This is a genomic window from Isoptericola sp. NPDC058082, assembly GCF_042885055.1.
Classification (GTDB): Bacteria; Actinomycetota; Actinomycetes; order Actinomycetales; family Cellulomonadaceae; genus Isoptericola.
This window is the reverse complement of record NZ_JBHVSQ010000002.1, coordinates 365,479-387,152: the sequence shown is the minus strand read 5'-3', so window position 1 is coordinate 387,152 and position 21,674 is coordinate 365,479. Positions and strand designations below refer to the sequence as shown.

Genomic DNA, 21,674 nt, shown 5'->3' with positions numbered 1-21,674 from the left:
AGGAGGGGCGTGGTTGTTTCTTGGGGGTTGTGTCGGGGGGGGAGGGGGACGCGGGCTTGGTGTCCTTGTGGGGGGGTCTGGTCGAGACCGTGTCTCGACAGGCTCGACCAGCAGGGTCGACCGACGGGTTGTCAGCCGATGAGGTGGCGCAGCGCGAGCTGGTGCAGACGCACCAGACCGTAGTCGCGCTCGGCGACCGCGTCGATGTCGACGTCCTCGTAGGCGGAGCGGTCCGCGAGGAAGGCGTCGAACGACTCGCCCGCGGCCAGGGTGGGCTCGCCCAGCTCGAAGATGCCGGCGTGCTCGAACGCCTGCTGCACCTCGGCGTCGGCGCGGTACGCCTTCGCCTTGGCGGCGAGCATGTCGTACGTCTCCATGTTCGCCTTGGCCGACTCCCACACGCCGTCGAGGTACTCGGTGCGGCTGGGCTTGTAGTCGAAGTGGCGCGGGCCCTCGTAGCGCGGGCCGCCGTTGGGGAAGCCGTTCTCGAGCATGTCGACCGTGAAGAAGGCGCTCAGCAGGTCGCCGTGACCGAAGACCAGGTCCTGGTCGTACTTCGGGCCGTGCTGGCCGTTGAGGTCGATGTGGAAGAGCTTGCCCGCGTACAGCGCCAGCGCGAGGCCGTGCGTGTAGTTGAGGCCGGCCATCTGCTCGTGGCCCGTCTCCGGGTTGAGGCCCACGATGTCGCCGTTGTCGAGCGTGTCGATGAGGGCGATGGCGTGGCCGATGCTCGGCAGGAAGATGTCGCCGCGGGGCTCGTTCGGCTTGGGCTCCAGCGCGATGCGCAGGTCGTAGCCCTTCTCCTTGATGTAGGCGGCGACGGTGTCGATGCCCTCGGCGTAGCGGGCGTGCGCGGCGTGCAGGTCCTTGGAGTTGTCGTACTCCGTGCCCTCGCGGCCGCCCCACATGACGAAGGTGGAGGCGCCCATCTCGGCGGCCAGGTCCGCGTTGCGCAGCACCTTGCGCAGGCCGTAGCGGCGCACCTCGCGGTTGTTCGAGGTGAACGCGCCGTCCTTGAAGATGGGGTGCGTGAAGGTGTTGGTGGTGACCATCTCGCAGACGAGGCCGGTCTCCTCGGAGGCCTTCTTCACCGAGTCGATGTGCTTCTGGCGGTCGGCACCCTCGGCGCCGAACGGGAAGACGTCGTTGTCGTGGAACGTGAAGCCCCAGGCGCCGAGGTCGGCCAGCTTGCGGATGGACTCCGCCGGGTCCAGGTCGGGGCGGGTCGCGGTGCCGAACGGGTCGGCCGCCGGCCAGCCGACGGTCCACAGGCCGAACGAGTACTTGATGTCGCTCACGGATCTCTCCTCGTCGAGTTTTGTTGTACGGCTGAACTATTGCGCGTCGCTGGGCTAGAGTCAACACGTGCCAGCCACCTCGACGACGACGCCCGCAGCGGCGCCCCGCGTGCCCGACGGCGGGGCCGCGTCGCGCCAACACACCCTCCGCGAGCGGAACCTGCGCCTCGTCGCCGCGGCCGTGTTCGAGGCTTCTGCACCACCGTCGCGCGCCGATGTGGCCGCCGCCACCGGGCTCACCCGGGCCACCGTCTCGACCCTCGTCGACCGGCTCGTCGCCGGCGGGCTCGTGGCCGAGCTACCGCCCGTCGCCGCCCAGCGCGCCGGTCGCCCCGCCGTGCCGCTCGTGCCCGCCGGGCGGTCCGTCGTCGGGCTCGGCCTCGAGGTGAACGTCGACTACCTCGGCGCGCGCGCCCTCGACCTCGTGGGCGACGTCGTCGCCGAACGGGTCGTCACCGGGTCGCTGCACGACTCCGACCCCCGCGAGGTGCTCGGCCGGCTCCGGACGATCGCCACCGAGGTGATCGCCGAGGTCGAGGCCGGCGGCATGCGCGTCGCCGGGGCGCGGCTCGCGCTGCCCGGGCTCGTCGACGTGCGCGGCGCGCGGCTGGAGGTGGCGCCCAACCTGGGCTGGTCGTCGGTCGAACCCGTGCCGGAGCTCGACCTGCGGACCGGCGACGGGAGCGCGCTCGACGTCGAGGTGGCGAACGAGGCCAAGCTCGCCGCCCTCGCCGAGCTGGCCGGCGACGTGCCCTCGTCCTTCCTCTACGTCTCCGGCGACGTCGGCGTCGGCGCGGGGATCGTCGTCGACCGGCACCTGTTCCTGGGGGAGCGGGGCTGGAACGGCGAGATCGGGCACGTCGTCGTCGACCCCGCCGGCCCGCGCTGCTCCTGCGGCGCCACGGGCTGCCTCGAGCAGTACGCCGGCAAGGAGGTGCTGCTGCGCGGCGCCGGCCTGCCGTCGTCGGCGCCCGTGCACGCGATCGTCGACCTGCTGCGCGCCGGCGACGACGCCGCCCTCGCTACCGTGCGCCGCGGCGGCCGGGCGCTCGGCGCCGCGCTCGCGACGTTCGTCAACCTCGTCGACGTCTCCACCATCGTGCTCGGCGGCGCGTACGCCGAGCTGTTCGGCTGGGTCGGGCACGTCGTCGAAGGGGTCGTCGAGGAGCGCGCCCTCGCCGCGCCCTTCGCGCCCGTCGACGTGCGCCCCGCCGCCGCCGGACCGCACGCCGCCCTCACCGGTGGCGCGCGCGAGGTGCTGCGGTCGGTGGTCGCCGACCCGGCGCGCTGGGTCTGATTCCGGTCGAGGGTTCGTGGGCCGCTAGGCTTGGGCGCTAGTCGGGGCCTCAGGTCTGGACTACCGGCTGCCTCCGGCGGCCGCGCCTGCGTAGCTCAGTGGATAGAGCAACCGCCTCCTAAGCGGTAGGTCGCGCGTTCGAGTCGCGCCGCGGGCACCGAAACTCCGGGAATTCCGGTGCATGTTCATTCCCGTGTCAGTGGTGTGCGGGAGTGTTCCCCCCCGTGACGCGCTTTGCGACATTCCGGTTCTGCCTCGATCCGACGGTCGAGCAGATCGGGGCGCTCGAGCGACACGTCGGAGCCTCGCGGTTCGCGTACAACCAGTGCCTGCGGATGGTTTTCGACGCGCGCAGCGCCAGGGAGTCAGGCGCGACGGTCAAGGTGCCGCGCACCGGTTATGACCTCATCAACGGCTTCAACCGGTGGAAGAAGTCGGCGGCAGCCGGGCGGATCTTCGCCGTCGACTCCGAGGGCGTCGCCGAGGTGTGCGAGACGGGCCTGACGTGGCGACGCGAGGTCTTCCAACAGGTCTTCGAGGAGGCGGCCGTCGACCTCGGCCGCGGACTCGCAGCCTGGTCGGAGTCGCGGCGGGGCACGCGAGCCGGGGAGCCGGTCGCTCACCCCCGCTTCAAGAAGAAGGCGACGGCACGGCCGTCGTTCCGGCTCCGGAACCAGTTCCCCAAGGGTGGGAAGCCGGCGATCCGCGTCGGCGAAGGTCATCCGAGGTCCGTAAGGATCCCTGGGATCGGTGTACTCCGGGTGCGTGAGGACACGCGTCGGCTCCGCCGCATGGTGGCGGGCGGCCGTGCGCGGGTCCTCTTCGCCACGGTCAGCAGGGGACGCGGCCGGTGGTGGGTCTCGCTGAACGTCGAGGCTGCCGACCTGCACCCGGCGCGTCGGCACACCGAACCCGACGCCACCACGCCGTGGGTCGGTGTCGACCTCGGTCTGACGACGCTGGCGGTCGCAGCGTGCAGCGACGGCACGGAGGTCGACCGCATCGACGACTGGCCCCGCACGCTCACCGCCACCGCGCGGCGCCAGCGGCGCCTGCACCGCGCGGTCACGCGCAAGAAGCGCGGGTCGAGGAACCGTCGCAAGGCGGCGGACAAGCTCGGCCGCTACTACTTCCGGACGGCGGAGATCCGTCGCCGGTACGCCCACGAGGTCTCGAACCGGCTGGTCAAGAACCACGCCCGGTTGGTCATCGAGCACCTCGACGTCCGCGGGATGCTCGCACGCAACCCGAACCTCGCGAAGGCGATTCACGACGTCGGCTGGGGGCTCGTCCGCCGCCAGATCGCCTACAAACAGGAGTGGCGTGGTGGGGAGCTGGCGGTCGCCGACCGCTGGTTTCCGTCCACCAAGACCTGCTCCGGGTGCGGGGCGATCCGGGACATGGGCGGGGTCGCCCTGCGGACCTACGTCTGCCGCTCTTGCGGCCTGATGATCGACCGCGACCTCAATGCCGCGATCAACCTCGCCGTCTGGGCCGAGCTGCACCACGGTGCGGACGCCCGGGCCCGGGACCTTCACGCAGAGGGCCCGGACACCAACGCCCACCGATGGGAACGCTCTGGCCGCCGCATCCGCGACGGTGAAACGGGCCCAGGTGACGTGGGAACCGATGCCTGGGCCTTGCCGGTCTGAGCGGAGGACGCCCGAGAAGGGCGGTGCACAGCAGTTCTCGCAGGCGGCAGGTTCGAGGATGCTGGCACGCTGCAAAGAGAGGGTCGCAGGTTCCGGGTGAAGTAGGCCCTGACCGCCTGCTCCGTGATGCCCCGTTCGGAGCCCTGGGCTACGGTCCGGGAAAGTCCGTCGACAGCAACGGAGCTGGCGTGATGACCGAGGAACAGCCCTGGCACGAGGCGCGACTGATCCCGACGTCGGGCATCAATGGCGCCGAGGAACAGGAACGCCGAGCGACGTCGGCGCTGCTCGCCGTGATGGTCGCGGTGCGCGAGTTCGGTCGTGCCCTGACCAAGCCGTTCGGCGCGCCTGCCGGGACGGTGGAGGCCTTCATCGAGGTGCCGTTCTTGCTCGGTGAGAGGCGCCTCTACCCTGACGGACTCGTGCGGGTGCGTCGCGGACAGAAGTCGTGGACCGCGCTGATCGAGGTCAAGACCGGACGGAACGAGTTGGGCCGCGAGCAGATCGAGAACTACCTGGACATTGCGCGCCAGCAGGGGTTCGACGCCGTCATCACGATCTCGAACGAGATCCCGCCGATGGTCGGCCAGCACCCCACGAAGGTCGACAAGAGGCGCTTGCGGAAGGTCGAGCTCCACCACCTGTCGTGGACCAAGGTGCTGGCGGAGGCGGTGATGCAGAAGGAGTTCCGCGGTGTCGCGGACCCTGACCAGGCCTGGATCCTCGGCGAGCTCGTCCGCTACCTCGAGCACCCGAGGTCGGGAGCGCTGGAGTTCGAAGACATGGGGGAGAGCTGGGTCGCGGTGCGAGACGCGGTGCGGGCCGGCACGCTGCGTGCGAACGACAAAGGCGTGGAGGGCGTGGTCGCGCGGTTCGACGCATTGCTGCGCTTCGCGAGCCTGGAGCTGGGCCGCACGCTCGGGGCAGAGGTCGCGCCGGTGGTGTCACGCAAGGAGCAGGCGGACCCCGGGGCGCGGACGCAGTCGCTGGTGGCCTCATTGGTGGGCGACGGCATGCTGAGCGGTGCCATCCGGATCCCCGACACCGTCGGCAACCTGACGGTGACGGCGGACCTGCGAGCGCGCACGGTCACCTGCCACGTGGACGTGGAGGCGCCTCGCGAGGGCCGCCCCGCCACTCGGGTGCGATGGCTGGTGCGACAGCTCAGGAGCGCACCGGACGGTGTGCGGGTGGAGGCCTTCGCCGCCCATGCCAGGGGATCTGGCGCGGCGGAGCTGCTGCGTGACGTGCGCGACGACCCGGGGCGCCTCGTCGTCGACCCCAAGAAAGACCTGCGCTCGTTCCGAGTGGCGATGACTGCGCCCATGGGAGCCAAGAGAGGTCGAGGACAGGGCGGGTTCATCGACTCCGTCCTCGATGTCGTCGATGCGTTCTACGCCGATGTGATGCAGTACCTCAAGGCGTGGTCGGCGGCGCCGCCAAAGGTCAGGCCAGTGCCCGACGACGACGCCGAGGCCCGCGCCGGTGAACCGCTCGTGTCGACGTCGCTGTCGTCCCAGGACGGCGTCGAGCACGACTGATAGGCGCGTCGGAAGGGGGGCCTACGCTGAGCGTTGTGACCTCCCCCGACGTCGAACCGCGCCTGGACTCCGCGAAACCGGCCGAGCAGTTCGCCGCCTACCTCGACTACTACCGCGCGGTGGTGGCGCGGAAGCTGGACGGGATGACGGACGCGCAGCTGCGGACCAGCCTGCTGCCGTCGGGGTGGACGCCGCTGGAGCTGCTGACGCACCTGGTGCACATGGAGCGGCGCTGGTTCGTCTGGGGCTTCCTGGGCGAGCAGGTCGCGCACCCGTGGGGCGACAACGTCGACGACGTCCCGGAGAGCCCCTGGCACGTGCTCGACGACGTGAGCCGCGACGAGCTGGTCGCCGACCTGCACGCGGGCGGCGTGCGGACTCGCGACATCCTGGCGAGCCATGACCTCGCCGCGCGGGCCGCCGTCGGTGGGCGGTTCACGGCGGACGGCGAGGTGCCGACGCTGCTGTGGATCTGCTTCCACGTGCTGCAGGAGTACGCCCGGCACGCAGGGCACCTCGACGTCGTCCGGGAGCTGGCCGACGGCGCGACGGGGGAGTAGTCAGTCCGCCTGCGCGTGCGCGATGTGCGCGAGCTGGCGCCATACGAGCACCAGGGTGAGCCCGGCGCCGACGAAGCCGAACCACATGGGCGCGGTGAGGCCCCAGTGCTCGGCGAGCACGCCGCCGATCGCGTTGCCGACGACGATGCCGCCGAACACGCACATCATGTAGACCGACCCGACGCGGCCCTGGAAGCGGGTGGGCGTGGCGCGCTGCCGCACGGTGTTGGACACGGTGCCCCACACGAACGAGTAGGCGCCGAAGACGAACAGGATCGTCATCGCGGCCCAGCCGGTCGTCGCGAGGGCAAGGGCGAGGTGGAACAGCACCTCGAGCGTCAGGCACACCTTCATCAGGGCGGAGAGCGACCACCGCCGCTCGAGCGAGCCGTACGAGAACGTGCCGATCAGCCCGCCGACGGCGGCGGCCGTGGTGAGCAGGCCGTACCCGACGGGGCCCATGTGCAGGTAGTCGAGCGAGTACTTCACGAGGATGCCCCACGGCGCGGCCCACGTGGCGTTGAAGACGAGGATCACCAGCGCGAGGGTGCGCACGGGCGGGTTGGTCCAGATCCACCGCAGGCCCTCGGAGATGTCGTGCCGCACGCGGCGGCGGCCGTCGTCCAGCCTCGCGTCGGGCGCGGGCGGCACGGGTGTGAGCACGACCTTGCTCACCAGGAGCACCGCGAGGAGCACGGTCAGCACCTGCGCGGCGAACGGCCACGCGGCGCCGGCGGCGAAGAGCGCCGCTCCCAGCGGGGGCCCGACGAGCTGGTTCGCGGTGAGGAACCCAGCCTGCAGCCGCGCGTTGCCGATGCCCAGGTCGGCGGGGCGCACGAGCATGGGCAGCAGGGTCTGCGAGGTGGTGTCGGCGAACACCTCGGCCACGCCCATGAGCAGCATCGCCGCCAGGACCACGCCGATGTTCACGTGCCCGGTCACGATCACCACGCAGAGCGCGGCGACGACGACGGCGCGCAGCAGGTTGGCGACGATGACGAGGCGGCGCCGGTCCAGGCGGTCGGCGAGCACGCCGGCCCACAGGCCGAACACCAGCCAGGGCAGGCGCTGCAGCATCGCGGCGAGGGCGACGAGCATGGCGGAGCTCGTCTGCGACGCGACGAGGAGAGGGCCCGCGGCGAGGGCGACGCCGTCGCCGATGTTGCTCACCCAGGACGCAGACATCAGCCACCGGAACCCGATGCCCATGCGGGCGGGAGCCACCGCCTCGACCACTCGTCTCACGGGCGTCCAGCCTAGGTGCCCGGGGCAGGTGAACGCCCTCTGATATTCCTCAGACCGCTTGCAAGGTTCGCCCCCGTGCCTTATTGACGAGGTCACGACGGCGCGGCACACTCTCGGGTGACGGCGCGCATCGCCCGCCCCCTGCGCGGTGCGCGCTGTCCCTTGCCGGGCCGAGCCCGGCCCGACGCCCCTTCGGACCCCCCGCCGAGGGGGCGTCAACACGCTCCCGTCCTCCACGCCCCCTTGCGGGTCGCTCGGAGGCGCGTGCTCCGGCGGTCCTCGGCGCGCCGACACCGGCGCGGGGGCCGCCCGTTCTACCGTGCTGGCGTGAGAGCCGCCCGACGATCCACCGCCACGACCGCGGTCGACCCCTCTGCCGGGGCACCCGCCGCGCCGGACCCGTCCCTGCGGACGGGCGCGGACGGCGGCCCGGCGACGGGAGCCGACACCCCCGACGACGCCTCCGCGCGCGGAGGCGACGACCGTCAGGCCCCGCGACCACCCGGGACGCCCGGCACCGACGGCCGCCGCGCGAGCGCGTCGTCCGAGGCGGCGGCGTCCGTCGAGGCCGCCACGCGCCGCTGGCGCGCGTCCCTGGTGGAGATGGTGGGCGGCTCGTCGCTGTCCGACGTGGGCCTGCTCGGGGAGGCGATCGTCGACCTCTCGAAGGCGCACCCGAACGGGGTCGCCGGGCTCTTCGCGGGGCGCCCGACCCGGCTGTCGAACCTGGTGCGCGAGGGCGAGGCGCTGCCCGCCGCGCGGCGTCGGGCGCGGGCGGTGGCGGCTCGTGCGGCTGAGCACGCGTCGCGGTACGGCGTCGCGCCCACCTACCTCGCGATCGGCGTCGCCACCTGGACCGAGCACGACGACGGGCCCGAGGTCCCGTTCGGCGGTGGCGGACCGCAGCGGCACGACGTCGCGGCGCTCGCGCGGGTGGCGTCGTCGGGCACGGCGGCGGCCCCCGGCGCGGACGGCGACCCCGCCGACGACGCCGATCGCGGGAACGGCGACGCGGACGCCCACGGTGCGGCACCGGGCGCGGCGTCGTCGACCGACCAGGACGGCGGTCCCGCGACCGCCGAGGGCCCCGCGGCACCGGAGGACCAGGACGCCGAAGGGCCCGCGCTGACGACGTCGATCCCCGTCGTGTCGATGGCCGCCCGCGAGCCGGCCGCCGCGCCGCGCGCGACGCCCTCGGACCCCGACGCCGCGGCGCCCGCCGGCCGTGTGGTGCACGCGCCCGTGGTGCTGCGGCCGGTGACGCTCACCCCGCGCGGGGACGGCGGCGCCGACTACGACCTCACGCTGGAGCCGACGGTCGAGATCAACCCCGTCGTGGCGCGCACGCTGCGCGCGCACGGGGCGCTGCTCGACCCGGCGGCGCTGGCCAAGGCGACCTTCACGCTCGCCGGCTTCGACCCGACGGACGTGCTGGCGCGCGTGGCGGCGCTGGGCGAGGCCGTGCTGGACGACTTCGAGCTCGACCGGCGCGTGCTCGTCGGCACCTTCGTGCACCCGGGGCAGGCGCTGGTGGACGACCTCGACCAGCTCGCGCCGTCGCTGCACCGGCACGAGGTGGTCGCGGCGCTCGCCGGCGTGGACGACGCGGCGCAGCGGCTGTCCGCGCTGGAGCTCCCCGCCGTGCGCCGGGGCGACGCGGACCCGACGCGCGAACGCGGCGTGGGCGACCTCGACCCGCAGCAGCGCTCCGTCCTGGACGCCCTGGCCACGGGTGGCCACCTGTTCGTCGACGCGCCCGTCGGCTCCGACGTCGCGGGCACGCTCGCGGCCGTCGTCGGCGAGGCGACCGCCGCGGGCCGCTCCGTGCTCTACGTGACGGGCCACCGCCGCGCCGCGGACCGGCTCGCGCTGCGGCTGGAGTCCCTCGGCCTGGAGAGCCTCTTGCTCGACGTGCCGCCGCACCCGACCTGGCGCGAGGACGTGACCCGCCGGCTGCTGTCCGCGATGGCGAGCGAGCCGGAGCAGGTCGACGTGGACGGCGCCGCGCGCGTCCGCGACGCGCTGATCGGCACCCGCTCCCAGCTCACCGGCTACATCGAGGCGCTGCACCAGCCGCGCTCCCCCTGGCAGGTGTCCGCGTACGACGCGCTGCAGGCGCTCGCGCGCCTCACCGCCGAGCGGCCTGCGCCGTCCACCACCGTGCGGCTCGCCTCGGAGTCGGTGCTCGCGCTGCTGCCGGAGCGCCGCCGCGAGATCGCCGCCGGCCTGGAGCGGGCCGCGGCGCTGGGCGCGTTCACCCTGCGGCCGTCGTCGACCCCCTGGTACGGGGCTCAGCTGCTCTCCGACGACGACGCGCGGCAGACGCTGGTGCGCGTCGAGCGGCTGCGCGACGTCACCCTGCCCCAGCTGCGCCGCCAGCTCGCGTACACGGGCGAGGTCACCGGTCTGACGACGCCGACGACGGTGCGCGGCTGGGGCGAGCAGCTCGCGATGCTCGGCGGCATGCGCAGCACGCTCGACCTGTTCCACCCGATGGTCTTCGAGCGGACGGCGGCCGACCTCGTGCAGGCGACCGCGTCGCGGCGCTGGCGCGCGGAGCACGGCATCGAGATGGGCTGGTTCGCGCGCCGCCGGCTGCGCAAGCGCGCCAAGGACATGGTGCGGCCCGGCGTCCGGGTGCCGAACCTGCACGAGGCGCTGGTGCAGGTGCAGGAGCAGCGCGACGTCTGGGCCGAGCACGCGCAGCGCGGCGGCTGGCCGACGCTCCCCGAGGGGCTGGCCTCCATCGAGGACACCTACGAGGCCGTGCGCATCGACCTCGAGGCGCTCGAGCCGGTGCTGGCGTCGACCACCCTGGGCGGCCACCTGCTGGACCTCGACCTCGACGGCCTCGCCGAGCGGCTGCAGCGGCTCGCGGGCGACTCGGACGCGCTGACCGTGCTGCCCGAGCGGACCAGCCTGCTGCGCGCGGCGCGGTCCGCGGGCGTGGGCGACCTCGTGGACGACCTCACCGACCGGCGCGTGCCCGGCGACCTCGTCGCCGCGGAGCTCGAGCTCGCCTGGTGGTCGTCCGTCTTCGAGCAGCTGCTCGCCGCCGACCCGGTGCTCGCCGGTCAGGACGGCGTCGGGCTCGACGCGCTCGCCCGCCGCTTCCGCGACCTCGACCGTGAGCACCTCGCCGCGCTGTCCCAGCCGGTGCGGGTCGCCGCCCGGGCGCACCTCGGGTCGGCGATGCGGGAGGACCGGGACTCTGCCGAGGCCCTCTTCACGGAGCTCATCGAGGGCCGGATGACGACGCTGCGCGACCTCGCGGAGCGGCACGGCGACATCCTCCGCCGCCTCCGGCCCGCGCTGGTCGCGACCCCCACCCTGGTGCCGCACCTGCTGCCGGAGCACCGCACCGCCGACGTCGTGATCCTCGACGCCGTGCAGCACGTGCCCACCGAGGTCGTGGTGCCGGCGCTGGCGCGCGGGCGGCAGGTCGTGGTCGTGGGCGACCCGCGGTCGGCGTCGGGCTCCAGCGTGCACGAGCTGTCCGCGCTGCTGCCCACGGTGACGCTGCAGCCGCACGAGCACAGCCGCGACCCGGAGCTCACCCGTCTGCTCGCCGCGCACGGCTACGAGGGGCTGCTGCGGCCGGCGCCGCTGCCGCGCGCCGAGTCGCTGGTGCACCTGGACGTCGTGGAGGGCACCGGCATGCCGGACCCGGTCTCCGGCAGCGTCGAGAGCACGCAGGCCGAGGTCGACCGCGTGGTCGAGGTGTCGATCGAGCACGCCCTGACCCGACCGGAGGAGACGTTCGCGATCGTCACCGTGACGGCCGCGCACGCGGACCGGGTGCGCGAGGCGCTCCTGGCCGAGGTGCGGTCGAACCCCGCGCTGGCGGCGTTCTTCTCGGGCTCGCGGCCCGAGCCCGTCGTCGTCGCGGACATCACCGGGGTGGCGGGGCTGTCGCGCGACACCGTGCTGCTGTCGGTCGGCTTCGGCCGCACGCCGCACGGCCGTGTGCTGCACCGCTTCGGCGTGCTCGGCGAGGCCGGGGGCGAGGCCATGCTGGTCGGCGCGCTGGGCGCCACCCGCAAGCGGCTGCACGTCGTGTCCTGCTTCACCGCCGACGCGCTGGACCCCGAGCGCCTGCGCAGTGCCGGCCCCCGGCTGCTCGTCGAGGCGCTGGAGCTGGCCGAGCGCCGGTCCGGCGTCGCCGACCAGGTGCGGCTCGGCAACGGCGTCGACGTGGGTCGCGCGCCCGACCGGCTGCTCGTCGACCTCGGCGAGCGGCTGTGGAAGCTCGGCTACCTCGTCGAGACCGACTACGGCGCCCCGGACGGCGACCGCATCCCGCTGGTCGTGGGGCACCCCGACCTGCCGGGCGAGCTGCTCGTCGCCGTGCTCACCGACGACGCCGCGTACGTCGCGGAGCCGTCCGTGCGGGTGCGCGACCGGCAGCTCGCGGAACGGCTGGAGCGCCTGGGTTGGGTCGTCACCCAGGTCTGGTCCGCCGCCGCGTTCCTCGACCCCGACGGCGAGGCCGACCGCGTGCGCCGCCTCGTGCAGCGCGTGCGCGACGAACGGATCGGCACCGCGGGCGGCGTCGTGCCCCCGCGCGAGGTCGTCGTCCCGGTGCTGCCGGACGAGGACGAGCCGCCCGCCGACCTCGGCGTCCCGCCCGACGTCGTCGTCGAGGTCGCCCCGGAGGTCTCGGCGGAGGACGTCGTCACGGAGGGTGTGTCGGTCGACGGCGTCGAGGCGTCGCGCGACGAGGCCCCGGAGCACGAGCCCTCGGAGCACGAGCCCTCGGAGCGCCAGGGTGCCGAGGCCGTGAGCGACGTGGCAGTGAGCGACGTGCCCGAAGGTGACCTGGCCGAGGGTGTCGTGGCTGAGGGCGACGCGAGCCAGGGCGAGGGCGGGCCGGAGGACATCGACGCGGGCCCCGACGCCGTGCACACCGACGCCCACACAGACGCCGACGTCGACACCGACTCAGACACCGACGCCGACACCGAGACGGATGCCGACGCCGGGACGGACCGCGGGTCGCGTCCCGACGCCTGACCGCCCGCCTCCGGCGGACGACGGCGGCCGACGGCGGCCGACGGGCGATGCCCGACAATGGTCGGGTGAGCGAATCCTCCGACCAGCCGCATCCCGAGACCGGCGGCCCGACGGACGCGGCGGTCCCGCGCAGGCGCGTGCGTCGCCGCGTGGTCCGGCAGGGCACCGAGCGGGAGACGGTGCCGGGCGAGACCGCGGACGACCGTGGCGGTCACGACGACAACGACGACCGCCTGCTGCGCGACGTGCCGCCGCACTGGGGCCGACGCTGACGACGCCGCCGGTCGGGCCCGGAGACGAGGTCTCGACAGGCTCGGCCGGCGGCGCGTGGCGGTATCGCGGGGGTCAGTACTGCGAGCGGCCGGACTGCGCGGCGAGCAGGTCGCGGATCTCCTGCAGCAGGACGGTGTCCTGCGCCAGCGGCTCCGGCTCGACCTCCTGGCCGCGCGCGCGGCGCTCGGCGAGCTTGTTCAGCGGCATCACGATGGCGAAGTACAGCGCCGCCGCGACGATGAGGAAGCTGAGGACGGCGTCGAGGAAGCCGCCGACCGACAGCACCGAGGCGCCGATGCCGTCGTGCGGGCCGCGCAGCGTGATGTCCCAGAGGTTGGTCAGGTCGGGCTTGCCGAAGATCGCGCCGATGATCGGGTTGAGGATGTTGTCGACCATCGCCGTCACGACGGCCGTGAACGCGCTGCCGATGATGATGCCGACGGCGAGGTCGACGACGCTCCCGCGCATGATGAATTCCTTGAAGCCTGCGAGCATGCCCTTCACGTGATTCCCCCTGTGGTGTGTGCCCGGGCGAACCAGGCGTGGACTGACGGTCGCCGATTCTCGCGGGGGATGCGGCGGGCTGCAACGTCAGGGGTCGTCGTGTCACCGCACGAGCACCGCTCCGACGGTGCCCCACCCGGAGGCGGCGGACAGCCCTGGGGCCTCGTCCTCGGTCACCGCCACGAGGGTGACGTCGGCGCCCTGGGGCGTCCTGGTCGCGCCCGACAGCAGGCCGCCGTCGGTCGGCTCGACGGCGTCCGGCTGCGGCAGGACGAGCGCCCGCCGCGCGAGGTAGGCGTCGTCCGGGTCGGTGTCGCCGGTGCCGGAGGCCCGCGCGGCCTCGCCGGTCAGGACCAGGTCGACGCGGTCGCCCGGACGCAGCCAGCCCGCCGCGGTGTCCTCCAGCCGTACGGGAACCACGACGGTCCCCCGCGGGGCCTGCGCGACCACGCCGCCACCGGGCAGCAGCCCGAGGTGGAGGGGGAGCCCGGCGGGCAGCGCGGTCACCGGAGTGCGCCCGACGAGCTCGGCGGGGTCCGTGGCGACGCCGTCGGGGGCGAGGGCGACGTCCACGGCGACCGTGGTGAGGTCCGCGGCGGCGACGGGTTCGCCCGCGGGGAGTGCGCGGGCGGGGACGACGACGTCCAGCGTGGGCGGCGGGGCCGGCCGCACGGCCTGCACGACGGCGGCGGCCGCGAGGCCGCAGCACGCGGCGGCGAGCACGAAGCGGGCTCGCCAGAGGACGGACCGCAGCCGGCGCGCGGCCCGGCGTCGTCCTCCCGGGCCGCCGGGCTCCGGCGGGCGCGCGGACCCGGCCCGTGGTTCCGGGCCGCGGCGGGCGGCGGGTCGGGGGAGCGTGTCGAGCAGCGGCATGCCGGCGACGCTAGGTCGCCCGGCCTCCGCGCGTCGGCGTGGTGCGCAGGCCTGTGGACCACGCCGGCCTGGGGGCAGCGTCCATGCTCGGGAGCGCCGCGGCGGCGTCGTCGGCAGGGTGCCGCCGGACGGTCAGGAGGAGGCGGCCTTGGAGGTGCTGGACGACCCGGACGACGAGGTGCTCGACGAGCTCGACGTGCCGGTCGAGGACGTGCTGGTCGAGGACGAGCCGCTCGAGGACTCCTTGCCGGACGAGCTGCCGGTGGAGCTGCTCGCCGAGGAGGAGCTGCCGGAGGAGCTGGAGCCCTTGCCCGACCCGGAGCGCGAGTCGGTGCGGTAGAAGCCCGATCCCTTGAACGTCACACCCACGGAGCCGTACTGCTTGCGCAGCGTCCCGCCGCACTCGGGGCAGACGGTCAGCGAGTCGTCCGTGAACGACTGGTGGACGTCGAAGGCGTGGCCGCAGTCGGCACACCGGTACGCATAGGTGGGCACGTGATCTCCTCGGGGCGGACGCCGGCACCCTCGCCGGGACGGCGGGATGCTGGCACTCAGGTGATGCGAGTGCCAATCATACGCCGGACGGTAGTCTCGCCTGCGTGTCAGCGACCGTCACCCCTGCAGAGCCCGGAAACCCGTCCGACCCCGACCCCTCCCAGGACGTGACGGAGACCGAGGAGGCACCCCGCCGGCGCTCGCGGCTCCGCAGCGCCGTCGTCGGTGTCGCCGTCGTCGTGGTGCTGGCTCTCGTGGCCGGCACCGTCTTCACCGTCGTCACGCTGCGCCGGCCGCTGCCGGACCACAAGGGCTCGCAGCAGGTGCCAGGTCTGAGCGCCGCCGTCGAGGTGCGTCGCGACGCCCAGGACGTGCCGCAGGTCTACGCGGACAACCCCGAGGACCTGTTCCGCGCCCAGGGCTACCTGCAGGCGCAGGACCGCTTCTTCGAGATGGACTACCGCCGCCACGTGACGTCCGGCCGCCTCGCCGAGCTGGTCGGCGACGTCCCGGCGGCGATCGAGGCGGACAAGGTGACCCGCACGTTCGGGTGGCGGCAGGTGGCCGAGCAGGAGTGGCACCTCATCTCGGACGACTCGCGCGACTACCTGCAGGCCTACGCGCAGGGCGTGAACGCGTACCTCGAGAGCCGCGACCCGGAGGAGCTCGGCGTCGAGTACACCGTGCTCGGGGCGCGCGTGGACGTCGCCGAGCCGGAGCCGTGGGACCCGGTCGACTCGCTCGCCTGGCTCAAGGCCATGGCCTGGGACCTGCGCGGCAACTACGACAGCGAGCTCGATCGCGCCCTGGCGTACAGCACGCTGGGGGAGACGGACCTGGTCGACGAGCTCTTCCCGGCGTACGGGGAGAGCGGCAACCGGCCGGTGCTGCGCAACCGCGACCTGGCCAACGAGCGCCCCGCGGCGCAGCAGCAGGGTGACGACGCCGGGGCCGACGACGGGACCGACGCAGGGACGGACGCCGAGCTGACGTCGGCCCTCACGGGCCGCGCGGTGGGCGGCGGTGGCGAGGCCACCGCTGCGCTGGGCGCCGCCGTCGAGTCGACGCGCAGCGTGCTGGAGGCGGTGCCGGTGCTGGTCGGCAGGGGCGACGCGGCGGGCTCCAACTCGTGGGTCGTGTCGGGGGAGCACACCGAGTCGGGCGAGCCGATGCTCGCGAACGACCCGCACCTCGCGCTGTCCGCGCCCGGGATCTGGTCCCAGGTGGGCCTGCACTGCAACGAGGTCTCCGCGGAGTGCCCGTTCGACGTCGCCGGCTTCTCCTTCGCGGGCTTCCCGGGCGTGGTCATCGGACACAACGGCGACCTCGCGTGGGGCCTGACCAACATGGGCGCCGACGTCACCGACTTCTTCATCGAGCGGGTGCGCGGCGACACGTGGCTGAAGGACGCCGGCGCGGAGCAGTGGGAGCAGCTCGACACCCGCGAGGAGACCATCCGGGTCGCGGGCGGCACCCCGGTCGACCTCACGGTCCGCAGCACCGAGCACGGCCCGATCGTCTCGGACGTGCTCGACGTCGGCGACGTCGTGGGCTCGCCGACCTCGGAGGGTACGGAGTTCGGCGAGTACGCCGTCGCCCTGCAGTGGACGGCGTTGCAGCCCGGCCGCACGGCCGACGCCGTCTTCGCGTTCGACACGGCGAAGGACGCCGACGACGTGCGTGCCGCGGCCGCGCTGTTCGAGGTGCCGGCCCAGAGCATCGTGTTCGCCACGACGGACGGGCACATCGGGTACCAGGCGCCGGGCCGCATCCCGGTCCGGTCCGAGGTGAAGGGCCCCGTGCCGTCGGACGGCACCTGGCCGCGGCCCGGCTGGGACCCGCGCTATGACTGGCAGGGCTGGGTGGACGCCGACGACATGCCCCGCGCCCTCGACCCCGAGGAGGGCTTCGTCGTCGCGGCCAACCAGGCCGTGCTGCGCGACGGGACGCGCCCGTACCTCGCGGACGACTGGGACTACGGGTACCGCTCGGAGCGCATCCGCACGCTGCTCTCGCAGCAGATCGCGGCCGGCAGGCCGTTCACGGCCGAGGACATGAACCGCATCCAGAACGACGACTGGTCGGCGTTCGCGGAGGCCCTGGTGCCCACGCTGCTCGACATCGACCTCGACGACTCCTACGTCGCGGCGGGGCAGGACCTGCTCGCGGACTGGGACTACCGGATGGACGCGGACTCCCCGGCGGCCGCGTACTTCGCCGCGGTGTGGCGCAACCTCCTGCAGGAGGCGTTCTGGGACGACCTGCCCCCGAGCATGCGTCCCGACGGCGGGTCGCAGTGGCTCCTGGTGGTGAAGTCGATGCTCGACCGGTCCGAGGACGCGTTCTGGGACGACCGCACGACGGCGAACGTCGTCGAGTCGCGCGACGAGATCCTCACGCGCGCCCTGACCAGCGCGCGCCGCGACCTCACGGTCGAGCTGTCGAAGGAGCCGACCGACTGGGACTGGGGCACGCTGCACACGCTGCAGCTCGAGCACCCGGTGATCGGCGGCGAGGGCGTGCCCGCCCTGGTGCGCGACCTCGTCAACCCCGACCCGGTGCGGATGCCCGGCGGCTCGTCCATCGTCAACGCCACGGGGTGGGACGCCGGCACGGGCAGCTTCGCCGTGACGACCGGCCCGTCCATGCGGATGGTGGTGGACCTGGCCGACCTGGACGCGTCGACGTGGGTGACCGTCACCGGGGTGTCCGGCCACCCGGCGTCGTCGCACTACGACGACCAGCTCGACGACTGGGCCGCGGGGAAGACGTTCGCGTGGCCCTTCACCCGCGAGGCGGTCGAGGAGGCGGCGGAGACGCGCACGACGCTCGTCCCCTGACCCGCCCCGCGGCGGGGCCCTGACCGCGGCGCCGGGGTCAGAAGTCGTCCGCGAAGGCCTCGCCGTAGGCGTCGGCCCACGACAGCTGTTGCGCCAGGTCGCGGGCGTCGGTGACCTGTCCCGATGCCGCGGCCGGCGGGGTCGCGGAGTCCTCGAGCAGCGTGATGCCGATGACGGCGGTCGCGGTCGCTGCGACGAACGCCACCCCGAGCGCCACGGCCGTGCGGCCCGGGCCGCGCAGCCAGCGGCGCACGAGGCCGTGCGGGCCGGACGGGTCGTCGGCCCGACCCCCCTCCGAGGTGTCGCGGCTGCTGTCGCCGGTGCTGCCGTCGGCCGCGAGGAGGGCGTCGAGCTGACGAGGCGTGAGGCGCTCGAACGCGTCGACGACCGCCGGCGAGAGGCTCCGGCCGGCCCGGCGGTCGGCCTCGCGGAATCGGTCGAGCGCGTCCCGGTCGGCGCGGTCGAGGCGGGGTGCGGTGGTCATGGTCGGATCTCCTGGTTCTCGGCTGCGGCTGGTGTCAGCGGCCCGGCGCGCGGGTCACGACCTGCTGGAGCACCCAGCCGTTGCCGTCCGGGTCGGCGAACGACGCGTAGGTGGCGTAGCTGTCCGCAGCCGGGTGCGGCCCGGGCACGCGGTGGGCGTCCCCGGCCCAGTGGAAGACGCCGTCGGCGTCGTGCCACAGCTCGCTCACGTCGGCGCCGCGGCCCCGGAGCTCCTCGCGGGCCGCGGCGATATCGGTGGTGACCAAGTGCAGGCCCTGGAGCGAGCCGGGGGCAGCGTCGGTGAGGTGCTCGCCGAAGATGATCGACGCCCCGGAGCCCGGGGGCGTGACCTGGACGACGCGCAGACCGCGGTCGCTGCGGAAGTCGGCGTCGAGCCGGAAACCCAGCCCCGTGTAGAAGTCCTTGGCCCGGTCCACGTCGGAGACGGGCAGGACGACGATCTCGAGCGTGAGCTCCATGGTGTTCCTCCGGTTCGGCGACCGGCGTTACCGGTCTGACTGGTGACGACTCTGCTCTCGGTCGCGTCACCTGTCAAAGTGGTGATGATCACGCCGTGCTCGACTTGCGGGCCCATCTCGTCACCGGCCAGGATGGTGACGTGATCCATGCCTTCCCCTGCGGCACGCCGGCGCTGGACTTCGTCGGCACGCTCCGCGCGCGCCGCAACGACGAGCCCACCGAGAAGCTCGCGTCCGTCGCCGACCTCGACGCCTGGTGCGTGGAATCGGGCCTGCTGGACGGCGCCCCGGCGTCGGACGCGGGCGACCTGCGGCACGCCGTCGAGCTGCGCGAGGCGATCTACGCGCTGGTCCGGGCGCGCCTGCTGGACCGCCCCCTGCCCGCCGAGGCGGTCGGGACGGTCAACCGGTACGCCGCGCACCCTCCGCTCACCCCCGTGCTGACGGAGGCGGGATGGTCCCGGGTCGGCAGCGCCGCACAGGTGCTGTCCCAGCTCGCGCGCGAGGCCGTCGAGATCGTGGGCGGGGACGCGGCCGCGCTGCTGCGCGAGTGCGGGCGGCCGGAGTGCACGCAGGTCTACCTCGACCACTCCCGCGGGCGGCGCCGCGAGTGGTGCTCGATGGCCACCTGCGGCAGCCGGATGAAGGCGGCGGCCTACCGTGCGCGCCGGCGCGCGGGCGTGGACGCCTGAACCGTCAGGCCTCGCCGACGGCGGGAAGCTCCCGCCAGCCGTCCGGGGTGACGACGGCGTGCACGGGCACGTCGTGCTCCTCCGCGGGCAGCGGCTGGGTGGCGGAGTCGTAGAGCTCCTCGGGGAAGACGAGCGCGACGACGGGCACGCCCGGGCGGCGGATCTTCAGCAGCCGGTCGTACCAGCCGCCGCCCTGGCCGAGGCGGACACCGCGGTCGTCGACGGCGAGGGCGGGTGCCACGACGACGTCGGCCTGGGTGATGGCCTCGGCTCCGAGGGCGGGTCCGCTCGGCTCGGGCGGCCGTCCCGGGGCGCGCTCGAGCAGGTCGTCGGGGCCGGTGTACTCGGCCCAGTCGCGGGCCAGGCCCGCGCCGAGCACGGGCAGGAGCACCCGGGCGCCGCGCGCGGCGAGCCGCTCCAGCAGGACGTGCGTGCCCGGTTCCGTGGGACGCGAGACGTAGGTGGCGACGACCGCGGCGTCGCGGACGGCGGGCACCGTGGCGAGGACCTCGGCGAAGGCGTGCGCGGCCTCGTCCCGCAGGCGCGGGGAGCGCTCGGCGCGGTGCGCGCGGATGGCCCGTCGGAGCTCCTCCTTGGCGTCCGCAGCCTCCATCCCGGCGACGACGGGGTAGGGCTGGTGTGCTCTCGATCCGTTGCGGTCGCCGTGCATGGGGCCATTGTGGCAGGGTCCCGTCCGGGGAGTTCCCGGCGCGCGCCGGAGACGCACAGAACGGCTCCGGCCCGCGGGCAGGGGTGGAGCGTCGGGACGGAACGAGGTGGCATGACGCACAAGCTCGCCCGGGGATGGGCCGTGTCCCGGCCCTGGCCGGTCACGCTGCGCGAGGACGGGCCCTCGGGCACCGTCGTGCTGCGCCCGCTGCGCCGCAAGGACGGCCCCGAGTGGCTGCGCCTGCGGTCGGCGAACGCGAGCTGGCTCGAGCCGTGGGAGGCGACCTCGCCGGGGGAGCGGCCCGCCGCGTCGACGTTCGGCGACTACCTGCGCGCGCTGTCCGCGCAGGCGCGCGCCGGGACGACGCTGCCGTTCGCCGTCGAGCTCGACGGCGCCCTGGTCGGGCAGCTCACCGTGTCCCAGATCGTCTACGGCTCCCTGTGCTCCGCGAGCATCGGGTACTGGGTGTCGCGCGACGTCGCGGGCCGCGGCGTGATCCCGACGTCGGTCGCGATGGCGGGCGACTACTGCCTCGCGATGCTCGGGCTGCACCGCATCGAGATCAACATCCGCCCCGAGAACGCCCCGAGCCTGCGGGTCGTGGAGAAGCTCGGGTTCCGCGACGAGGGCGTGCGCGAGCGCTACCTGCACATCCAGGGCCGGTGGCGTGACCACCGCACCTTCGCCCTCACCACCGAGGACGTGCCGGAGGGCCTCCTGGCCCGCTGGCAGCAGGTGCGCGACGGCGACTGACACCGTCGCGCGGGTCCCGGACCCGCGACCCGACCACGGACACGCCGCGACGGCGTGCGTCCGCGGCGTCGTCGCGTCCCCTACCGTCGTGACGTGGAAACGTCGGCGGCAGGACTCGCGGTGCTCGCGCTGTTCGTCCTGTGGCTGGGCTTCTGGGTGCCGCACCGGGTGCGGCACCGCCAGCAGCTGCAGGACGCGCGGGTGGAGGACAGGTTCTCCGGCGGGCTCCGGGTGCTGGCGGTGGCGGGTGCGGGCGGCACGCGCGGGGTGACGACCCCGACCGGCGGCGCGACGCCGCTGCTGGTGCCCGGCACGTCGTCGGAGGGCGGACGAGGGGAGCGACCGATGGGTCTGGACGACGACGGGGGCGCGTCGCGTGCCCTGACGGCCCCGCGCGCCACAGGGCAGGGCGATCGACCGCGCGAGTCCCGCCTCGCCCTGCTCGAGCAGCGCGCCGCGAGGGCGCGCCGTCGGCTCCTGCTGACCGTCCTCCTGCTCCTTGTCACGATCGGCGGCTGGGTCGTCGTCGGCCTCGGCCTGGTCGGCTGGTACGCCGGGGCCGCGCCCACCGCGCTGCTGCTCGTCGTGCTGGTGCTGGGCCGGGTCGCGGTGCTGCAGGCCCGGCGTGCCGACGCGCGGTGGGTCGCGGAGCGCAAGGCCGCCCAGCGGCAGGCGACCGAGGCACGGGCGCTCGCGAACGGCGGGCCGCACGCGCCGCGCAACCGCCCCCGGGTGACGGGCCACGCGGTGCGCCCGTCGGCGACGCACACGCAGCTCATCCCGCGCGTGGCGGCGCCCGCCGACCAGCCCGCCGCCCGCACCTCCCCGCGGGCGACGCGGCGCACGGAGCCCGCCTCCCCGGGCCCGCGCGCGACCGTCCCTGCCGCCGACGCCCGTGGCGAGGAGAGCGCGGAGCCCGAGCCGGCCACGGTCCGCCGCGCCGCCGCGTCGTCGGAGCGCCTCGTCTTCGACGTCCGCGCCGACGAGCCGGCGGCGACGCCGGAGC

General features: G+C 74.3%; 18 protein-coding genes, 1 tRNA gene and 1 pseudogene. 12 read left to right on the top strand and 8 right to left on the bottom strand.

Features of this window, described 5'->3' with window-relative positions:
• Nucleotides 1-131: 131 nt before the first annotated feature.
• Nucleotides 132-1,298 (bottom strand): xylose isomerase, encoded by a 1,167-nt coding sequence (xylA, locus tag ACFVS0_RS04730; protein WP_430587308.1) that lies wholly within the window; start codon nucleotides 1,296-1,298, stop codon nucleotides 132-134.
• 67 nt (nucleotides 1,299-1,365) lie between these two features.
• On the opposite strand from xylA, the gene ACFVS0_RS04725 reads away from it, so the two are divergent.
• The 5 genes from ACFVS0_RS04725 (at nucleotide 1,366) to ACFVS0_RS04705 (ending at nucleotide 6,348) form a co-directional block, all read left to right on the top strand.
• Nucleotides 1,366-2,595 (top strand): ROK family protein, encoded by a 1,230-nt coding sequence (locus ACFVS0_RS04725; RefSeq protein WP_430587307.1) that lies wholly within the window; start codon nucleotides 1,366-1,368, stop codon nucleotides 2,593-2,595.
• 84 nt (nucleotides 2,596-2,679) lie between these two features.
• Nucleotides 2,680-2,752: transfer RNA gene (locus ACFVS0_RS04720), tRNA-Arg, on the top strand.
• 67 nt (nucleotides 2,753-2,819) lie between these two features.
• Complete coding sequence (locus ACFVS0_RS04715; RefSeq protein WP_430587306.1) at nucleotides 2,820-4,247, top strand: RNA-guided endonuclease TnpB family protein; 1,428 nt, start codon at nucleotides 2,820-2,822, stop codon at nucleotides 4,245-4,247.
• Nucleotides 4,248-4,438: 191 nt separating this feature from the next.
• Entirely contained in the window at nucleotides 4,439-5,788 is a 1,350-nt protein-coding gene (locus ACFVS0_RS04710; protein WP_430564133.1) for a hypothetical protein, read from the top strand.
• 35 nt (nucleotides 5,789-5,823) lie between these two features.
• A complete protein-coding gene (locus ACFVS0_RS04705) occupies nucleotides 5,824-6,348 on the top strand; it encodes a DinB family protein (protein WP_430587305.1) in 525 nt (174 codons plus the stop codon).
• Here ACFVS0_RS04705 and ACFVS0_RS04700 read toward each other — a convergent pair whose 3' ends face one another.
• Nucleotides 6,349-7,593, bottom strand: a complete 1,245-nt coding sequence (locus ACFVS0_RS04700; protein WP_430587304.1) for an MFS transporter — start codon at nucleotides 7,591-7,593, stop codon at nucleotides 6,349-6,351. It lies immediately after the preceding gene.
• Between the two features lie 327 nt (nucleotides 7,594-7,920).
• Between ACFVS0_RS04700 and ACFVS0_RS04695 the strand changes: the two genes are divergently transcribed.
• Together ACFVS0_RS04695 and ACFVS0_RS04690 are read left to right on the top strand one after the other, a co-directional pair.
• Nucleotides 7,921-12,606, top strand: coding sequence for a hypothetical protein (locus ACFVS0_RS04695; protein WP_430587303.1), 4,686 nt, complete (start codon nucleotides 7,921-7,923; stop codon nucleotides 12,604-12,606).
• A gap of 65 nt (nucleotides 12,607-12,671) precedes the next feature.
• Nucleotides 12,672-12,878, top strand: coding sequence for a hypothetical protein (locus ACFVS0_RS04690; RefSeq protein WP_430564166.1), 207 nt, complete (start codon nucleotides 12,672-12,674; stop codon nucleotides 12,876-12,878).
• A gap of 73 nt (nucleotides 12,879-12,951) precedes the next feature.
• On the opposite strand, the gene mscL is transcribed toward ACFVS0_RS04690, so the two are convergent.
• Both mscL and cpaB read right to left on the bottom strand, forming a co-directional pair.
• The gene (gene mscL / locus ACFVS0_RS04685; RefSeq protein WP_430548701.1) at nucleotides 12,952-13,374 is read right to left on the bottom strand and encodes a large conductance mechanosensitive channel protein MscL; all 423 of its coding nucleotides are present in this window, start codon (nucleotides 13,372-13,374) and stop codon (nucleotides 12,952-12,954) included.
• 111 nt (nucleotides 13,375-13,485) lie between these two features.
• Nucleotides 13,486-14,256: a Flp pilus assembly protein CpaB gene (cpaB, locus tag ACFVS0_RS04680; RefSeq protein WP_430564165.1), complete on the bottom strand. Its 771-nt coding sequence runs from the start codon at nucleotides 14,254-14,256 to the stop codon at nucleotides 13,486-13,488.
• Between the two features lie 148 nt (nucleotides 14,257-14,404).
• Between cpaB and ACFVS0_RS04675 the strand changes: the two genes are divergently transcribed.
• Nucleotides 14,405-14,596, top strand: a complete 192-nt coding sequence (locus tag ACFVS0_RS04675) for a hypothetical protein (protein ID WP_430587344.1) — start codon at nucleotides 14,405-14,407, stop codon at nucleotides 14,594-14,596.
• A gap of 14 nt (nucleotides 14,597-14,610) precedes the next feature.
• Here the strand turns inward: ACFVS0_RS04675 and ACFVS0_RS04670 are convergent.
• Nucleotides 14,611-14,751: pseudogene (locus tag ACFVS0_RS04670) on the bottom strand (FmdB family zinc ribbon protein); the annotation flags it as partial.
• A gap of 104 nt (nucleotides 14,752-14,855) precedes the next feature.
• On the opposite strand from ACFVS0_RS04670, the gene ACFVS0_RS04665 reads away from it, so the two are divergent.
• Entirely contained in the window at nucleotides 14,856-17,591 is a 2,736-nt protein-coding gene (locus ACFVS0_RS04665; RefSeq protein WP_430587302.1) for a penicillin acylase family protein, read from the top strand.
• 37 nt (nucleotides 17,592-17,628) lie between these two features.
• On the opposite strand, the gene ACFVS0_RS04660 is transcribed toward ACFVS0_RS04665, so the two are convergent.
• Together ACFVS0_RS04660 and ACFVS0_RS04655 are read right to left on the bottom strand one after the other, a co-directional pair.
• On the bottom strand, nucleotides 17,629-18,075 hold the full coding sequence (locus ACFVS0_RS04660; RefSeq protein WP_430587301.1) for a hypothetical protein: 447 nt from the start codon (nucleotides 18,073-18,075) through the stop codon (nucleotides 17,629-17,631).
• A gap of 34 nt (nucleotides 18,076-18,109) precedes the next feature.
• Entirely contained in the window at nucleotides 18,110-18,553 is a 444-nt protein-coding gene (locus tag ACFVS0_RS04655; RefSeq protein WP_430548706.1) for a VOC family protein, read from the bottom strand.
• Between the two features lie 140 nt (nucleotides 18,554-18,693).
• Here ACFVS0_RS04655 and ACFVS0_RS04650 point away from each other — a divergent pair, with 140 nt between their 5' ends.
• Nucleotides 18,694-19,245: a CGNR zinc finger domain-containing protein gene (locus tag ACFVS0_RS04650; RefSeq protein WP_430587300.1), complete on the top strand. Its 552-nt coding sequence runs from the start codon at nucleotides 18,694-18,696 to the stop codon at nucleotides 19,243-19,245.
• A gap of 4 nt (nucleotides 19,246-19,249) precedes the next feature.
• On the opposite strand, the gene ACFVS0_RS04645 is transcribed toward ACFVS0_RS04650, so the two are convergent.
• Entirely contained in the window at nucleotides 19,250-19,915 is a 666-nt protein-coding gene (locus tag ACFVS0_RS04645) for a 5-formyltetrahydrofolate cyclo-ligase (protein ID WP_430587299.1), read from the bottom strand.
• A gap of 111 nt (nucleotides 19,916-20,026) precedes the next feature.
• On the opposite strand from ACFVS0_RS04645, the gene ACFVS0_RS04640 reads away from it, so the two are divergent.
• Both ACFVS0_RS04640 and ACFVS0_RS04635 read left to right on the top strand, forming a co-directional pair.
• The gene (locus tag ACFVS0_RS04640; RefSeq protein ID WP_430548709.1) at nucleotides 20,027-20,668 is read left to right on the top strand and encodes a GNAT family N-acetyltransferase; all 642 of its coding nucleotides are present in this window, start codon (nucleotides 20,027-20,029) and stop codon (nucleotides 20,666-20,668) included.
• Between the two features lie 93 nt (nucleotides 20,669-20,761).
• The coding region (locus ACFVS0_RS04635; protein WP_430587298.1) for a hypothetical protein at nucleotides 20,762-21,674 on the top strand (913 nt) is incomplete at its 3' end.